The following is a 16519-nucleotide window of genomic DNA, read 5'->3' on the forward strand; positions in this document are numbered from 1 at the left end:
TAAAAGGATTTAACCATGAATAATAATGTATCTGTACCTGGCACCAATCCCACATCCATGGTGCCTTTTACCTATGCTGAAAATAAAATTCCTTTTTCCTGGAGTAAAGATGACGTTCAGCTATTGATTAATGGGCCTGACCTGATTATTCAAACCAGCAATGGCGAACAGATAATTTTGATGCTGGGAGCTGAGTTGGCATCGTTGCATGATGGGTTGTTCAGACTCATATTCAGCGATGGTAAAGTACTGGATTCAAGTGAAATTATTACTCAGGCAAAAATACAGAGTACTGCACCAGAGAGAGATAAGGCACCTGAGAGCCTAAATCCAGAAGCACTTCAGGAAGGTAATATCGTCGTTAAAGAAGTTGTTGTCGAAGATATTATTACCATAGACAGCAAGGGTGGTGGTGCAACAGAACAACAAGATGATTCAACCTACGTTCAATTAGATGCCACTGTTGAGACGACGCTGACGAAAAATCAGGTTGTTGATGACTCTATTCCTGTGATTAAGAAAAGTTCGGGTTCTCCACCGGTCGAGCAGCAAATTCAAAACAGTAATATTCCGACGCCAGGTGAGCCAACGGAGCCAACCATTGTTTATCCTAAGGTCACATTATTGCAAGTGAGTTCATGGCGTGATCCTGTTGCTCATCGTTATCAAGTGGGGACGGGGAGTGAGGAGGCCAGAACGGATGGCAGCATTAAGCAACAGTATCAATCTACGCGAATTGATTTATCTAATGAAAGCGCTAATTGGACTATTGATGTTCAGAACACCGCGTATTTTGCTGATGGAATGGTCAGCCGGATCATTCGTTTTGATGAGGCCATGGGCCAGGTAACCTTAAGCGGATTGCCGGCAGGATACCAAATGATTACCGGAGGTACGGCAGAGGGGAATCGATACGGTTTATTACCGGGTGAAATAATGTTGATTTATCCTCAGTCACAATACGATACCTTTACTGCAAACGTCTCTTTTACCGACGCTGAAGGCAATATCAAGCAGCAGAAAATGACCTTTAGCGTAGTGGATAATCCGACATCGTTAATTGATAGTAAGGGACAAATCCAACTGGCAGCGAGCCCGAATGATGTGTCTGTCATTGGTGGTACCGGCGATGATTTTATCATTGCCGGTACCACCAATGACAGTTATGACGGTGGGGCTGGGAGCAACACTGTTGATTTCAGCAAAATTACTGTCGGAATAACGGTTAATTTAACGGAAGGAACCGTTACTGGTGGTGGGCAATATAGTTTGTCTAATATTCAGAATATTATTGGTACAGATTATGATGACGTGTTGATCGGCAATCACCAGAATAATCATCTACAAGGTGGGTTGGGTAACGATACGCTAATTGGTGGTGGTGGGAATAATATTCTCGACGGCGGTGAAGGTGTTAACACCTTGAGCTATCAACATGCCAATTCCGCCGTGAGTGTTGATCTGAGCTTGAATCAGGCCACCAATAATGGGGAAGGTGGTACCGATCAAATCACGAATATTCAAAACGTCATAGGAAGCCAACATAACGATCGGATTGTGGGTAATGGGAGTGATAATTATCTATCTGGTGGGGATGGTGATGATGTCCTTATTGGTATGGGTGGAAATAATACTCTTGATGGCGGAACGGGCATCAATACTGCCAGCTATGAGAATTCAACGTCAGGTATTCAAGCCGATTTAATAACCAAGATGGTCAGTAATGGTTTTGGTGGAACGGATACTTTAATCAATATTCAGGACATTATTGGCTCTAGTTTTAATGACAGAATTGTGAGTGGCAACGGTAGTTCCTCAATCCACGCGGGAGCGGGTAACGACATTATTATCGTCGGCGGAAATGCAAGTAGTCGAGCTATTCTGGATGGTGGTGAAGGCGATGATTTATTTATTGCTGGCTATGGCTATAACGCCTTTATTGGCGGAGGCGGTATTGATACGGTTGATTATAGTCATGCATTAACTGGTATTAACATCAGTATGAAAGATAATCGCGCCTATGTGAATGGATTTGGCGGTATCGATCAATTTGACGGGATTACCGGTATTATAGGTTCTGAATTCGACGACCGTATTGAGCTCGGTGCGAACGATGCCATTATTCATGCGGGCGCTGGAAACGATCTAATTATTGCTGGTGGCTCCGGGACTAATTTGATTGATGGCGGCAGTGGCATTAATACGTTGGACTATAGTAATGCAGCATCCGGTATCGATCTCAGCTTGCAACAAGGTAAGGCGCGACAGAATGGATTTGGCGGTCAGGATACAATCGCGAATATCCAAAACTTAGTCGGTTCGGGATGGAACGACACTATCGAAGGCGATGATCACGATAATAATATTAGCGCTGGAGCGGGTGATGATTGGGTATACGGTTCCAAAGGCAATGATGTCATTGATGGTGGAAAGGGCAGTAATACTCTGGACTATAGCCGGTTATCTGAAGGTGTCACCGTTAATATGGTGCAGGGCACTGTACAGAAAGGGATAAACGGTAGCGATAGTTTTACTTCCTTCGACAGTTTTATTGGTACGGAACAAGACGATTCATTTCTTATTACTACTGAGGTTGCTTCAATTGATGGCGGTGCTGGCTTTGACAGCGTGGACTTTGGCACTATCGGTGGCAGCTTTATCGTTGATTTGTCTAGCGGAACCGTTGTTGGGCGCAATGGTACTAATCAGAATATGGGAACAATACGCCTGAACGGTATCGAAAAGGTTATCATCAGTTCGGGAGTTGGCAGCCATTTCATTGGTCATATGACCGAGAGTAATGAGTTTGTTGGTAGTGCCGGCAATGATATTTTCCGTGCTAACGGTGGCAATAATGTGATTACTGGAGGCGGAGGCGCTGATTGGGTGGAATATATTAGTGCTACCCAAGGTGTTAACGTTAATCTGAATCAAAACGGTATTGGCCTTGGTGTAAGTAGCGATAACGGATTTGGTGGGCAAGATATTTTAAATGGTATCACTCATCTTCGGGGTTCTTCTTTCGATGACGTTTTAACCGGCAGTCATTACCTTGATGGCGGTCGTGGCAATGATGTTTTGGTCGGGGATAATGGCGCTACGGCATATGCCTATTATGGTTCAGTAAGCTCAGGAAGAGGGGTAGTTGTCGACTTGGCTGCGGGTATCACTTCAGAAGACGGATATGGTACTCAGGATACTCTGTCGGGCATAAGGAACGTTATTGGTTCAAGTAATAACGATACGGTATATGGCGATAATAGTAATAATATCATCAGACTCGGTGCGGGTGATGATTATATGTATGGTAGCCAAGGAAATGACGCATTATATGGCGAGGCTGGCACAGATACCATTGACTATAGTTTGTTAAATGCTGCTGTTAATGTGGATCTGTCTACTGGTAAAGCGAATAAAGGCGCTAACGGTACAGATACGTTAAGCAGTTTTGAGAATATTACCGGTACACAATATGCCGATGTATTAAAAGGGGATAACGGCAGTAATGTTATTCGCGGCGGCGGTGGAGACGATATTCTTATTGGCTTGGGCGGCAATGACACTTTAATTGGTGGTGATGGCTTTGTGACCGCCGATTACAGCTTATCTCCAGACGGAATCATTGCCAATCTTTCCAATGGTCAGGTTCAGGATGGTCACGGTAGTCTGGACACGCTGATCTCCATTTCAAAAATTACCGGCTCAGGTAAAGACGATATATTCCAAATAACCAATAATCTGGATTTGCATCAGTATACGCTCGATGGTGGGGCGGGGAATGATGTGATTAAAAAATCTGGCGCTGGAGGATTATTTACGATCGGTGACAGTAACTTTCATATTGCTAATATTGAAAAGCTGGATTTTGCCGACGGTAAAAATGACACGCTTAATGTGGATCTTTCCGGTTTGTTCAATGGATATTCATCAAATGCTTCAATCAATTTGAATACTGATGCTGGAGATACGGTAAATATCAGCCCTGGTGGTGGCTGGAGCCTGACTGCCAGCGGTAGTGGCCATGAAACGTGGAGTCATGGTGAGCAATCTTTTACTTGGTCATGGGCATAAAATCCAGCGAATGATAGATAAAAAATAGGCGTTTATAAAGATGGCATTTATTGATCCAGAATTAAATAAACTTGGTAATGAGAGCGCCAACTTATCAGGAAAGTATATCTCATTAGGAGATGGACTGGTCGAGGCTGCTAATAGGCTGTCTTTGCCTATTGCTCGTTGGGAGTGGCAGCATAGCTCAGAGCAGCTATCATCAAATGCCCAACCAGAAGTTTGGTTTGAGCAGGCAAAGAAAATTTTGGATGTTGAAGCAATATTCTGTAGCCCGGATCATCAGATTCTGAATGGCGCGGTGTATCTGATTGAGACTAATAATGGCTGGTTAGTATTGCAAGCGGGAAGAGAGAGACAGCTTAAAACACCAGAAGGACAACTTTTATCATTAGCTGAAAGTCGTGCCTGGCGTATTGTCCCGCTAGAAAAAGAACGTTTATTAAGCTGGCGTTCTTTATTCAAGCTGGGAGAGCAAGAAGGGCGAATTGTGACTCGTTTATTGTGGTCAACATTGATTATTAACCTTCTGGCTATCGTTATGCCACTTTACTTAAATGCCATTTATGATCGGATAATTCCGGGGCATGCGGATGCTTCGCTCTGGACATTATCCATTGTTGTGTTGCTGGCTTTAGCTGTTGAATACGTCTTTCGTATGGAAAGAGTTAAAACCGGTTGCCATTTTTTAACCTCAATGCAGCAACGGCTCGAACCCGGTTTAATCCGCGATCTTATCCATGTCACGCCAACTCAAGACAATCGCTGGGGCAGAAACGTCTTAGAAGCGATGAATAACTGGAATCGCTTTCGTATGCAATGTCTGGGGTTATTTTCGAGTTCTGCCCTCGATTTAGCCTTCTGTATTATCTATTTCGTAGCCATTGCGGCGATTGCCGGTTGGCTCGTTCTGGTACCGCTGTTTATTTTTATATGTGCCATTATTCGTGTTGTGGTTTTCCATAGGGAAAGCGAGAAGATTCCAACCATTCAGGCCCAGGTTCCTTTCTCTACCGGGATGTTAGAGAACTATCAAGCGACGGTTGCTTATCAAAATGCGTCTTTACGCTTTCTTTGTGCTAATGAAAAAGCGCAACAGGCAGAACAGGCTCGTTTTATTGCTCAGAATAGATGTAGTGCCTCGTTGTTAGCGCTGATGAATATTCAAACTGTATTGGCGGTTATCGGTGCATTTTATTTGGTGCAACTCGGTGGTATGTCTCCTGCCGGATTATTTGCAACTATCATTATCGCCGGTCGTCTTGGACAACCTATATTTTCTCTGATGCATCTGTTGCCAAATGTGCAGCAAATGCGCCGGTCAATGCGAGAAACTAATCGGTTGTTACAAGAGCGAAATCAAGAGTCTGATACTAACCTTATGGGATACCACGGCCCGCAAAATGGTTGGGGCGTTTCACAGTTGGAGTTCAAATATCATTCTGCGTTACCCTTGGTTAGTCAGCTCAATTTTAACATTGGACCTAAAGAGAAAGTTGCTATTGTCGGCGGCGCGGGGGCAGGAAAAAGTACCGTATTGAAATTATTGATGGGTATTTTATCTCCGGTTGGCGGTCATGTTACATGGAATGGATTGCTGTTATCCGCAGATACTGTTAATTCAATGCGTAATAGCGTTCATTATTCCTGGCAGGATAGTGACATTATTGGTGATACATTATACGAGTATTTATCTTTAGATAATGCGATTACCAATAATCCGGAAGCCATTCTGAATATTTTAAAGCGGGTTAATTTAACCAATTTACTGCCTTTTCTTAATCAAGGGCTAAATACTCAGTGGAAAAATCTGGCAGTACCGTTAACGGCTTTACAAAGACAGCAGCTGTCACTGGCTCGGTTATTATTGTCACAGCGTAAGTTTTGTATATTAGATAATCCCAGTGCCCATTTGGATGCGGCTTCTGAATTAGTGCTTATTGAACAGCTAAAAGAAAGAGTTGAAGCCGGTGAAGGATTTCTGATTGCAACGGATAGAGCTAATTTAGTTTCCTTAGCCGATCGCGTTATTATGTTGAGCTCCGGAAATGTTATATTTGATGGTAATAGAAGTGATTTCAGTGCGTTTTTACAGGCCAGAAGAGATAACTGAGCCTGATTTTTAATTCCCTTTATAATATTATTGATAAAGGTCAGGCTAATAAGAATAGCCTGACCTTTTTTATTGATAATTCCTATCTTTTAAAACCTAATCTTAACAATAATTATCTTTTTCTATTTTAAACTCGTATTTCTTGAGTGTTAAAACTTTGTTTTTTAGAAATTTGATACAAATCAAACAGATCTGTAACTTGTTAATTATTGGCGTAAAAACATTATTTAATAAATCAATCTGGACTCAAAATCTAATTTTTTGTTGAAAATTGGTTTTTTTATCTGTAGTTTATGGTTTTCTTCATTAAGGTTTATTCTTTGGTTTTTAACAATATAATCAAAAAATCGATATGGATGTTAATGGTTATTAATCGGGTTATTTTTATTAATGAGTTTTGTTTTTATATTTTAAGTAAAAATCAGGCCTTTTGATTTTTTATAACGATGATAAACCGATTGTGAGAAATTTTTATCAGGTGAAATTACATTATGATATATCTAATAAATAATAATATTGTTTATAATACTGAAGATAGAACCTTAGTTATGCAGCAAGACGACATGTCAACCGTCATGTTATCTAATTCATCTAATAGATTGCTTTATGAATTGCTATATAACTATGGACAAACGGTTTCTCGCGATACGCTATTTCAGAATGTATGGGATAATCATGGTCTGGTTTCATCAAATAGTAATTTAAATCATTATATTAGTCAGCTAAGAAAGAACCTTATTTCTTTTGGCTTATCGGATAAAATCATCATTACGATTCCTAAGGTCGGTTTCAAATTTAGTGAAAAAATTCCGGTTATGATTCTGGACAGTGGTGGTGAAACACCGCGAGCAGAAAATGAAACTGATAGATTAGAATCAATTGATTTACAGCTTAATAAATTAACCTCTGAAATATTAGTTGAAACGCAAATTCGACATGAAGAGGTTGATGAGCCTTTACCCCTAAAAGTGGATGAGACACCTAACATTCATAATAATGAGGTGACTAAGGCAAGGTTTAAATGGCCTGGTAAAATATTTTATATTTCCCTGCTACTTTTAGCTTTAATTTCTGCGGTGACTATAGCTTTTTTTGCTATGGAACATAAGAAAAGCAATAGTGGTTTGTTTTTGTCTGCAAAAAGCATCTGTCCTATATATACCTTTTATCCATTATCTACAGATGAAAAAGTAAAAATGGTTGATAACGTTGATGCGATACTGAAAGAAAATAATATTTCCTGCGGAAAAGAAAAGTTTGTTATGGTTCATTATAATAGCCAGATATTAATATCCCTTTGTTCAGTAAAAGGTGAACGAACATTCTCTTGTTCTAAGATTAAATTTTGATATCAATTGTTGTTTAGCCTTTTTTATTGAAGGACCATGTGGATGGTTGAGTTAAGGCCCCTTTGTAAAAAGGGGCCTTAATTTATCTCTGATTGTTATTATATTTAACGGATATAACCCTTTAATATCACTTTGTTTTTATCAAATGTTGCTGCATTCTTTGATTTTAGTTTAAAAATAACATTAATTATTATTTTTTGAAATAATCATCTGCCTTGTTTTTGTTTATGGTGGTAAAAACTATATAACAGTGATATTTAGATTAAGCTTTTTTTTAGTGAAAATTGCCTATTATAATTAAGTGGTGCGGAGATTGACTCTCTATCATCGTTATTTTGATGATGGTTTAAATAATTATTTCTAGTTTCTATCTCCGCGGTTAATAATCAAAATTATTAAATAAAATAGTTGTGATTTTTACCAGTGGCCATTGGCTGATTTTATTAATTTAAAAATAGAAGGGTTTAATAAAATGAGAGTGAATAAAACTCCTTGTAGATTTTGTGGGGAAGTTGAAGGTGTGCGTAAACATGGCAGCGGTAAGTCGACAAAAATTCAACGTTATTATTGTACTCATTGTGCGAAAACATTTCAGGCAAAGTATATTTATAACATAATTCAACCAGACGTATCTTCATCGGATGTAGTGAATAAAACACGTTATTCTTCAACTAATTCAGTGAACTCATCGACAATGATGAATAATTAAAAATATCATTTTGAAGAATACGTTATTTCTACAGCTTATGATTTTAACTAAAAATCATTCAGAGAAGATCGGCTATTCGTTTGACTTTGAATGATTTTATGATGGTGTCCCCTGCAGGAATCGAACCTGCAACTAGCCCTTAGGAGGGGCTCGTTATATCCATTTAACTAAGGGGACATCTAAGATTTTGCAGTATACCTGCTTTTATCATGATATCCAGCGGACGGGGGCGTGTTTGTGCAACTTGTAACCGATTTTCTGCAAAATATTTCCGGTCATTCATTGGCGATTAAATATTGTCGATGAATTTTACATTCCATTCGGTTTCTCGTTTCTGTTTTGATCTGAATTCTATATTTACTCATAAATAGGTATGTGTCGGGCAGGCGTCACGCTACGAGCGAGCGAAATGCTGTGATATGATAATGGCAAGATTCATTATTCAAGCCATGTATAAAACGATGCTGGAAGTGCAAGGACTAAATTGTATCCGTGATGAGAGAGCTCTGTTTACAGAGCTAAGTTTCGTTATACATTCCGGTGAACTGGTACAGATTGAAGGGCCGAATGGCGCAGGGAAAACCAGTTTATTACGAATATTGGCAGGGTTAGCCAGCGCTGATGGCGGTGAAGTGTTATGGCAGGGCAACTCGATTTACCGTAACCGTGACAGTTTCAATCAATCCCTCTTATATATTGGTCATCATGCTGGTGTAAAAGCCGTGCTTACTCCATTTGAAAACCTCTCTTTTTTTCAGCAGGCAACCAGTGAGAAAAATAGCGATGCTATTTGGCAGGCTTTATCTCAAGTTGGATTAGTCGGTTATGAAGATGTCCCTGTTGCTCAACTCTCTGCCGGACAACATCGTCGGGTAGCTTTAGCACGTTTGTGGCTGAGTGACGCACCACTATGGATTTTGGATGAACCGCTGACTGCAATTGATAAACAAGGGGTTGCATATCTAACTCAATTGTTTGAGCAGCATGCGGAAAAGGGCGGCATTGTGATATTAACCACCCATCAGGACATGATGAGTTCGCGTTGTCCGATCCGTAAAATTAAACTTGATGGCGGGGTGTGGCGCTGATGTTTTTCGCTATTTTACATCGTGAGTTGAAAATCGCCTTTCGTAAGGGCGCGGAGATTATCAATCCACTTTGGTTTTTCCTAATTGTAATCACGCTCTTTCCATTAAGTATTGGTCCTGAACCTCAGCTACTTTCACGGATTGCTCCGGGTATCGTTTGGGTTGCGGCACTGTTGGCCTCTTTGCTCTCGTTGGAACGTTTACTACGGGATGATTTTCTTGATGGTTCTCTGGAGCAACTGATGTTGCTACCTGTGCCATTACCGATGACTATTCTAGCGAAAGTATGTGCTCACTGGTTATTAACCGGTTTGCCGCTCATTATTTTGTCGCCGTTGGTCGCGCTACTATTGTCATTTGACTTTGCTACCTGGAAAGCGGTGACGTTGACCCTGCTGTTAGGCACGCCAACCTTAAGCTTTATTGGTGCGATTGGTGTATCGTTAACCGTCGGGTTGCGTAAAGGCGGGGTGTTGCTTAGTTTGCTGATTTTACCGTTATATATTCCCGTATTGATTTTTGCCACATCAGCGATTGATGCTGCATCGATGGCGCTGCCAATCAATGGCTATTTAGCAATTTTGGGGGCGATTTTGGCCGGAACGGCAACCTTGGCTCCTTTTGCGGCTTCATCCGCTTTGCGGGTAAGCGTGCAGTAACAGAAAAAACATAATTTTAATGATATTTCAATGTGAGCATAACGACTATGTGGAAGTGGCTACATTCCCTGGCAAAACCTGAGACGCTGTATCATCTCTGCGGTAAATTTATTCCTTGGTTGGCTATTGCGGGTACGCTGTTCCTGCTTGGCGGATGGATATGGGGATTTGGTTTTGCCCCTTCTGATTATCAGCAAGGGGACAGTTTTCGGATTATTTACATCCATGTTCCGGCTGCCATATGGTCTATGGGAATTTATGGTTCGATGGCCATCGCTGCGTTTATTGGCCTGATATGGCAAATGAAATCCGCTGATATGGTGGCATCGGCTATGGCGCCAGTGGGGGCCGTGTTTACTTTTATCGCATTAGCAACCGGGTCCGCATGGGGTAAGCCGATGTGGGGGACTTGGTGGGTGTGGGATGCGCGTTTAACCTCTGAGCTGGTGCTACTGTTTTTATATCTTGGGGCCATTGCTTTATATAATGCTTTTGAAGATCGTCGTCTTGCAGGACGTGCCGCAGGGATTTTGGTATTGGTCGGTGTTGTGAATTTACCGATTATCCATTTCTCTGTAGAGTGGTGGAATACGCTGCATCAGGGCTCGACTAATATGCAGCAGACCGTTGATCCAAGCATGCGAACGCCATTGAGATTGTCTATTTTTGGTTATTTGTTCTTTTTTATCACCCTAACCCTGATGCGGTTACGTAATTTGATTCTTATCCACGACCGCCAGAAACCTTGGGTTGAGTCACTGGTCAGTAAGGGAGAGCGTTAATGACACCGGCATTTTCTTCATGGCAGGATTTTTTTGCGATGGGCGGTTATGGCTTTTTCGTCTGGCTGGCCGTAGCGGCAACCTTGATTCCTTTATTGGCACTGGTTTGGCATACCCGCTGGCAGCGTAAGCAATTACTCACCGAAATCCAGCGTCGTAAATCTCGGGAAGCGCGGATCGAGAAGGCAAAGAATAAGCAGGGGACTACCTTATGAATCCACGTCGCAAGAACCGATTGTTTTTAGCCGTTGCCGTTTTGATCGGTATGGCGCTAACTATTTCGCTGGTGCTGTATGCGCTTCGTTCGAATATTGATCTGTTTTATACGCCGGGCGAGATTATTTATGGCAAGGGTGAAGCTAAAATTAAACCTGAGCCGGGGCAACGACTGCGGATTGGCGGTATGGTGATGCCGGGTTCGGTAAAACGCGATCCAGATACGCTCAAGGTCAGTTTCAAAGTTTATGATGCCCGCGCCGCTATTGATGTCCACTACGAAGGTATTTTACCTGACTTGTTTCGCGAAGAGCAAAGCGTAGTGGCTCAGGGGGTATTTGAAGAGGGTAATGTGATTGATGCTAAAGAAGTTCTGGCCAAGCATGATGAAAATTATATGCCACCAGAAGTGGAAGAGGCGATGAAAGAGAATCATCAGCGTCCGGCAGAAAGTTATAAAACCCAGCCATCTGAATCTCAGGGGAATGGCAAATGATTCCTGAAATTGGTAATTTCGCACTGGCGCTGGCTGCTGCGTTGGCATTGCTATTAAGTATTTATCCGCTTATTGGCGCCTATCAACAGAACTCCCGCATGATGGCGGTGGCTCGGCCATTAACCTATGGTTTATTAGCCACAACGCTCTTGGCATTTGGCTGTTTAATGTATGCCTTTATCATCAATGATTTTAGCGTGATATATGTTGCAACCAACTCCAATAGCCAATTACCGGTGTATTTCCGGATGGCGGCAGTATGGGGAGCCCATGAAGGTTCTTTACTACTGTGGATTGTTTTACTTTCACTGTGGACTGGGGCTGTCGCGGTATTTAGCCGCAAAATGCCGTTGGATGCAGTCGCGCGGGTTTTATCCGTGTTGGGGATGATCAACGTTGGCTTTCTGCTGTTTGTGATTCTGACCTCTAACCCATTTACTCGCGCTTTACCGATGTTCCCGATAGATGGGCGTGACCTTAATCCACTGTTGCAGGATGTTGGCCTGATTTTCCATCCGCCGTTACTGTATATGGGATACGTTGGATTTTCTGTCGCTTTTGCCTTTGCCATCTCATCCTTGATGGTTGGTCGTCTTGATACGGCTTGGGCTCGTTGGTCTCGTCCATGGACCACTGCCGCATGGATCTTTTTAACCCTGGGTATTGCTCTGGGTTCATTCTGGGCTTATTACGAGCTGGGATGGGGAGGATGGTGGTTCTGGGATCCGGTGGAGAATGCTTCCCTGATGCCGTGGATTACTGGGACGGCATTAATGCACTCTCTGGCAGCAACGGAAAAACGTGGCTCCTTCAAAGCATGGACGGTGTTACTGGCGATTATTTCATTTTCTCTTTGTTTGCTGGGTACCTTCTTGGTGCGTTCCGGCATTCTGGTTTCGGTTCACTCGTTTGCTTCCGATCCCGCGCGCGGCATGTTTATTCTGGCGTTTCTGGTGGTGGTTATTGGCGGTTCTTTATTGCTGTATGCGATTAACGGTAGCCGGGTCAGTAAAACCAAAGCGCGCCATGAGTTTTTCTCCCGGGAATCATTTTTACTGGGTAACAACATTCTGCTGATGGCAGCGATGTTGGTGGTGCTATTAGGAACATTATTGCCGCTGGTGCACAAGCAGCTCGGTCTTGGTTCTATTTCAGTCGGTGCACCTTTCTTTGACACGATGTTTATCTGGTTAATGGTGCCGTTCTCCCTATTGTTAGGCGTCGCCCCTCTGGTGCGCTGGCGTCGTGATGAGCCATCGAAACTGCTGAAGCGTTTAATTGCCGCGGTGGTTATCACCTTGATTGCTGCTTTTGCTTTACCATGGTTACTACAAGATCGGATCATGATGATGACGGTCTTGGGGCTGATGATGGCTATTTGGGTGGTGGTTCTGACGTTGATGGAGCTACATGAACGAGCAACTCATCGTTATGGCTTCTTTAAAGGACTGACTCATCTTTCCCGCAGCCATTGGGGGATGGTGATTGCTCACCTTGGTGTGGCGGTGACGGTATTTGGTATCGCTTTTAGCCAAAACTATAGCGTGGAAAGAGATGTTCGCATGAAGGATGGCGATAGTATCATGATTCATGATTACACCTTTACTTTCCGTGATGTACGTGAAATTACCGGGCCTAACTATACCGGTGGTGCCGGAGAAATTGCCATTACGCGTAACGGCAAGCCCGAAGCGACGTTACACGCTGAGAAACGCTATTATAAAGTGGCTGGCAGCATGATGACCGAAGCGGCTATTGACGGCGGCTTCAGCCGGGATCTCTATGCGGCACTGGGCGAGCAGTTAAGTGACGGCGCTTGGGCGGTCAGGATTTACTATAAACCGTTTGTGCGTTGGATATGGTTCGGTGGCCTGTTTATGGCCTTTGGTGGACTGCTTTGCATCTTGGATCCACGCTATCGTATTAAAAAACAGTCTACCAGCGAGGCAACAGTATGAATCGGAAACTACTGTTTATTCCATTAATCGTTTTTTTGGTGATGGTTACCGCCTTTATGGTGCAACTACAGCGTAATGCAGACGGTGACGATCCGACTACGCTTGAGTCGGCTTTGATTGGTAAACCGGTTCCTCAGTTTAAGCTGGAGTCATTGGATGTTCCGGGCAAGGTTTACGATCGCGCCGCATTAAACGATGGTAAACCCGTGTTGTTAAACGTTTGGGCGACCTGGTGTCCAACTTGTTATGCCGAACATAAATTTTTAAACAAACTTGCTGCACAAGGGATTCGTGTAGTGGGAATGAATTATAAAGACGATCGCAATAAGGCCATTAAATGGCTCAATGAACTGGGTAATCCCTATGCCCTAAGTCTGTATGACAACAACGGTATGTTAGGGCTCGATCTTGGCGTATATGGAGCACCCGAAACCTTTCTTATCGATGGGGATGGCATTGTTCGCTATCGGCACGCCGGCGACCTCAACGACCGGATATGGGAAGAAGAGATTAAACCCCTTTGGATTAAGTATCAGGGGAGCGGATCATAATGCTTAAGCGAATTTCGTTCATTCTGTTTGGCATGGCGCTGACTTTTATCGCTCATGCCACCATCGATACCTATGATTTTAAATCAGTAGAAGAAGAGCAACAGTTTCGTGAGCTAACCGGGCAACTACGTTGTCCGAAGTGTCAAAATAATAGCATTGCCGACTCCAATGCTCCCATTGCTACTGATATGCGAGAGAAGGTTTATCAGTTGATGGAACAAGGGAAGTCTCGGCAGGAAATTATTAATTACATGGTTGATCGTTATGGCAACTTTGTGACTTATGAGCCTCCGTTAACGCCAGCGACGATTATCCTTTGGCTGATACCGGCTCTTTGTGTCGTTTTTGGTGCCGTAGCAATTGTGATGCTTTCCCGTCGTCATAAACGAGCGGTATCTGACGCCACGCCGGATGCGTTATCTGCTGAAGAACAGAAACGCTTGCAGCAACTATTAAGCGATGAACATAGCGCGAAAGGCAGGAAATCATCATGATTGCATTCTGGCTAACAATTATTGTGTTACTGGTTATTGGTGCTGCATTATTGATAGTACCCACCATGTGTAAAGCTAATCCTGATACGGATACCAACCGTGATGCGATCAATAAGGCTTATTATCAACAACGTTTAACCGAGTTGACCGAAGATGAAGCTCAGGGAGTGATCGCCGAGCGGGAAACGATGGTAGCGGAACTTCAGCATAATCTGTTGGAGGATATCCCGGTTGATGAGTCGGTGGCTAAGCAGACTTCATTTAATCGCATGCTGCTGTTGCCTGGTGTTTTGTTAATGTTGGTTGTTTCTTTGGGCCTGTATTTGCATACCGGTGGTTTAGGGCAGGTCATGCAATGGCAGCAGGTGATGAAAGAGATGCCGGATTTACGCCACCGTGCCGATACAGGGCAGCTCTCTACGCCAGAAGATATTGCTCGTTTTGCTTTGGGACTGCGTACCGATTTGCTTTCAGAACCCGCTAACGTACGTGACTGGACAATGCTGGGATTAGCCGGTTTAAAACTAGGTAACGGTGAAATGGCTTTACAGGCTTATGAGAAAGCTTATCAGCTAGCGCCAAACGATGCCTATATTCAAATTATTTATGCCAAGCTGCTTACTCGTTCTAACGATCCTAACGACATTCAACAAGCCAGCGCTATTTTGAAAGATATAGTGAAAACCAATCCAAACAACGTCGATGCGCTATCGGCTTTAGCAATGAATGCTTTTGGGCGGGGAGATTTTAATCAAGCTATTGCGGCTTGGGAGAAAGTGTTGACATTATTGCCTGCGGATGCGAACGGTATCGATGTGATTAAAAGCAGTTTAGCCTACGCTAAAGCACAACTCACCGCCAACGGTTCTCGGTTATCTGTGAAGCTATCATTAGCGACGGAAATGGCCGCTCAGTTGCCTGCTGAGGGAAGTGTTTTGATTGCGGTAACCGATGGTGAGTCTCCGGTACCAGTGGCGGTTAAACAGTTGCCATTAGGCCAGTTCCCGCTAGAATTATCGTTAGATGACAGTAATGCCATGATGCCATCACGTTTGCTTTCGAGCCTGAAAAAAGTAAAAATAAAAGCAACAATTACCAGTAATGATCGGGCTGATAACCGACATATAATGGGTGAAAGTGATATTCAGCCGTTTAGCGGTAAAGAAACCGTAAATGTGACTATCGGGCATATTAAGCAGTGAGTAAAGCTGTAAGGCCTACATAAAAGGGAGAGTAGAATGAAATGCCGTCTTATTAGTCTTGCGCTTGCTGGAGTAATGCTTACTGGCTGTGCCAATAGCGGTCAGTTAAATGAAGATGGAACCCGTCCTGATCCAATGGAAGGGTTTAACCGTAGTATGTTTAACTTTAACTACCACTATATGGATCCGTATGTGGTACGGCCTATTGCCGTGGTGTGGCGTGATTATATGCCGCAACCGGCTCGTAACGGCTTGGGCAATTTTACCAGTAATCTGGGTGAACCAGCCAGCATGGTGAATAATTTCCTACAGGGCAATATTTATGATGGTATGCGCCACTTTAACCGCTTTTTCCTGAACACGTTATTAGGGATGGGTGGCTTTATTGATGTGGCGGGTATGTCTAACGATAAGCTGAAGAAGGATTACAACAAAGAGTTTGGTCAAGTACTGGGCTATTATGATGTACCTTATGGCCCTTATGCCGTGTTGCCGGGCTATGGCTCTGCGACGGTGCGTGATGAAGGTGGTGGCTATGTGGACTATGTTTATCCGGTATTAAGCTGGATTACCTTCTGGGGTTCCGTTGGTATGTGGGCCGTTGAAGGGATTGAAACCCGTGCTCAATTCCTCGATCAGGATCAGATGCTGGCTAATTCACCGGATCCATATGTCTTTATGCGTGAGGCTTACTTCCAACGCCATGACTTCCTGGCAAATGATGGTCAGATTGAAGCCGAGAAGAATCCTAATGCGGATGCCTTGAAAGATCAGTTGGATGATATCGATTAATTGCTTTATTCGATGATAAACAAAAAGCCCTGTCACAGTGTG

At 43.1% G+C, this 16519-nt stretch carries 13 protein-coding genes and 1 tRNA gene; 13 read left to right on the top strand and 1 reads right to left on the bottom strand.

Translation table 11 applies throughout. The annotated features are described in order from the left end of the window. Positions 1-15 precede the first annotated feature (15 nt). The 3 genes from EL341_RS05080 to EL341_RS05095 all read left to right on the top strand — a co-directional run bounded on the left by EL341_RS05080 (position 16) and on the right by EL341_RS05095 (position 7530). The gene (locus EL341_RS05080; RefSeq protein WP_126467173.1) at positions 16-4071 is read left to right on the top strand and encodes a beta strand repeat-containing protein; all 4056 of its coding nucleotides are present in this window, start codon (positions 16-18) and stop codon (positions 4069-4071) included. A 40-nt stretch (positions 4072-4111) separates the two neighbouring features. Next, positions 4112-6181: an ATP-binding cassette domain-containing protein gene (locus tag EL341_RS05090; RefSeq protein ID WP_074820721.1), complete on the top strand. Its 2070-nt coding sequence runs from the start codon at positions 4112-4114 to the stop codon at positions 6179-6181. Between the two features lie 491 nt (positions 6182-6672). Then, complete coding sequence (locus EL341_RS05095; RefSeq protein ID WP_053007543.1) at positions 6673-7530, top strand: winged helix-turn-helix domain-containing protein; 858 nt, start codon at positions 6673-6675, stop codon at positions 7528-7530. An 811-nt stretch (positions 7531-8341) separates the two neighbouring features. Here the strand turns inward: EL341_RS05095 and EL341_RS05100 are convergent. Then, positions 8342-8416 (bottom strand) — tRNA-Arg (locus EL341_RS05100). Between the two features lie 284 nt (positions 8417-8700). Between EL341_RS05100 and ccmA the strand changes: the two genes are divergently transcribed. The 10 genes from ccmA to mlaA are packed head-to-tail and all read left to right on the top strand — an operon-like array spanning position 8701 to position 16477. Then, entirely contained in the window at positions 8701-9327 is a 627-nt protein-coding gene (gene ccmA / locus EL341_RS05105; RefSeq protein ID WP_074821478.1) for a cytochrome c biogenesis heme-transporting ATPase CcmA, read from the top strand. Further along, positions 9327-9986: a heme exporter protein CcmB gene (gene ccmB, locus EL341_RS05110; RefSeq protein ID WP_047780399.1), complete on the top strand. Its 660-nt coding sequence runs from the start codon at positions 9327-9329 to the stop codon at positions 9984-9986. Before ccmA ends, ccmB begins: the two co-directional genes overlap by 1 nt. 47 nt (positions 9987-10033) lie before the next feature. Continuing rightward, positions 10034-10768: a heme ABC transporter permease gene (locus tag EL341_RS05115; protein ID WP_074820723.1), complete on the top strand. Its 735-nt coding sequence runs from the start codon at positions 10034-10036 to the stop codon at positions 10766-10768. After that, positions 10768-10983: a heme exporter protein CcmD gene (gene ccmD, locus EL341_RS05120; RefSeq protein WP_047780401.1), complete on the top strand. Its 216-nt coding sequence runs from the start codon at positions 10768-10770 to the stop codon at positions 10981-10983. Before EL341_RS05115 ends, ccmD begins: the two co-directional genes overlap by 1 nt. Then, a complete protein-coding gene (gene ccmE / locus EL341_RS05125; protein WP_047780402.1) occupies positions 10980-11480 on the top strand; it encodes a cytochrome c maturation protein CcmE in 501 nt (166 codons plus the stop codon). Before ccmD ends, ccmE begins: the two co-directional genes overlap by 4 nt. Further along, positions 11477-13438, top strand: coding sequence for a heme lyase CcmF/NrfE family subunit (locus EL341_RS05130; RefSeq protein ID WP_047780403.1), 1962 nt, complete (start codon positions 11477-11479; stop codon positions 13436-13438). Before ccmE ends, EL341_RS05130 begins: the two co-directional genes overlap by 4 nt. Beyond that, positions 13435-13989 carry a DsbE family thiol:disulfide interchange protein gene (locus EL341_RS05135; protein WP_047780404.1) on the top strand — a complete coding sequence of 185 codons (555 nt, stop codon included), beginning with the start codon at positions 13435-13437 and terminating at the stop codon, positions 13987-13989. The genes EL341_RS05130 and EL341_RS05135 overlap by 4 nt, the downstream gene beginning before the upstream one ends. Continuing rightward, a complete protein-coding gene (locus EL341_RS05140) occupies positions 13989-14483 on the top strand; it encodes a cytochrome c-type biogenesis protein (protein WP_074820725.1) in 495 nt (164 codons plus the stop codon). Before EL341_RS05135 ends, EL341_RS05140 begins: the two co-directional genes overlap by 1 nt. After that, complete coding sequence (gene ccmI, locus EL341_RS05145) at positions 14483-15685, top strand: c-type cytochrome biogenesis protein CcmI (protein WP_074821480.1); 1203 nt, start codon at positions 14483-14485, stop codon at positions 15683-15685. Before EL341_RS05140 ends, ccmI begins: the two co-directional genes overlap by 1 nt. Positions 15686-15721: 36 nt before the next feature. Beyond that, positions 15722-16477 (top strand): phospholipid-binding lipoprotein MlaA, encoded by a 756-nt coding sequence (gene mlaA / locus EL341_RS05150; RefSeq protein ID WP_074820727.1) that lies wholly within the window; start codon positions 15722-15724, stop codon positions 16475-16477. The last annotated feature ends 42 nt before the right edge of the window (positions 16478-16519 follow it).

The sequence above is a fragment of the Pragia fontium genome, from assembly GCF_900638655.1.
GTDB lineage: Bacteria > Pseudomonadota > Gammaproteobacteria > Enterobacterales > Enterobacteriaceae > Pragia > Pragia fontium.

What these genes read in the sequence shown, in the direction of transcription:
- EL341_RS05080 (WP_126467173.1), top strand. Translation starts at nt 16, where the DNA reads ATGAATAATAATGTATCTGTACCTGGCACCAATCCCACATCCATGGTG.
- EL341_RS05140 (WP_074820725.1), top strand. Translation starts at nt 13,989, where the DNA reads ATGCTTAAGCGAATTTCGTTCATTCTGTTTGGCATGGCGCTGACTTTT.
- ccmE (WP_047780402.1), top strand. Translation starts at nt 10,980, where the DNA reads ATGAATCCACGTCGCAAGAACCGATTGTTTTTAGCCGTTGCCGTTTTG.
- ccmB (WP_047780399.1), top strand. Translation starts at nt 9,327, where the DNA reads ATGTTTTTCGCTATTTTACATCGTGAGTTGAAAATCGCCTTTCGTAAG.
- EL341_RS05130 (WP_047780403.1), top strand. Translation starts at nt 11,477, where the DNA reads ATGATTCCTGAAATTGGTAATTTCGCACTGGCGCTGGCTGCTGCGTTG.
- ccmD (WP_047780401.1), top strand. Translation starts at nt 10,768, where the DNA reads ATGACACCGGCATTTTCTTCATGGCAGGATTTTTTTGCGATGGGCGGT.
- EL341_RS05115 (WP_074820723.1), top strand. Translation starts at nt 10,034, where the DNA reads ATGTGGAAGTGGCTACATTCCCTGGCAAAACCTGAGACGCTGTATCAT.
- ccmA (WP_074821478.1), top strand. Translation starts at nt 8,701, where the DNA reads ATGCTGGAAGTGCAAGGACTAAATTGTATCCGTGATGAGAGAGCTCTG.
- EL341_RS05090 (WP_074820721.1), top strand. Translation starts at nt 4,112, where the DNA reads ATGGCATTTATTGATCCAGAATTAAATAAACTTGGTAATGAGAGCGCC.
- EL341_RS05135 (WP_047780404.1), top strand. Translation starts at nt 13,435, where the DNA reads ATGAATCGGAAACTACTGTTTATTCCATTAATCGTTTTTTTGGTGATG.
- mlaA (WP_074820727.1), top strand. Translation starts at nt 15,722, where the DNA reads ATGAAATGCCGTCTTATTAGTCTTGCGCTTGCTGGAGTAATGCTTACT.
- EL341_RS05095 (WP_053007543.1), top strand. Translation starts at nt 6,673, where the DNA reads ATGATATATCTAATAAATAATAATATTGTTTATAATACTGAAGATAGA.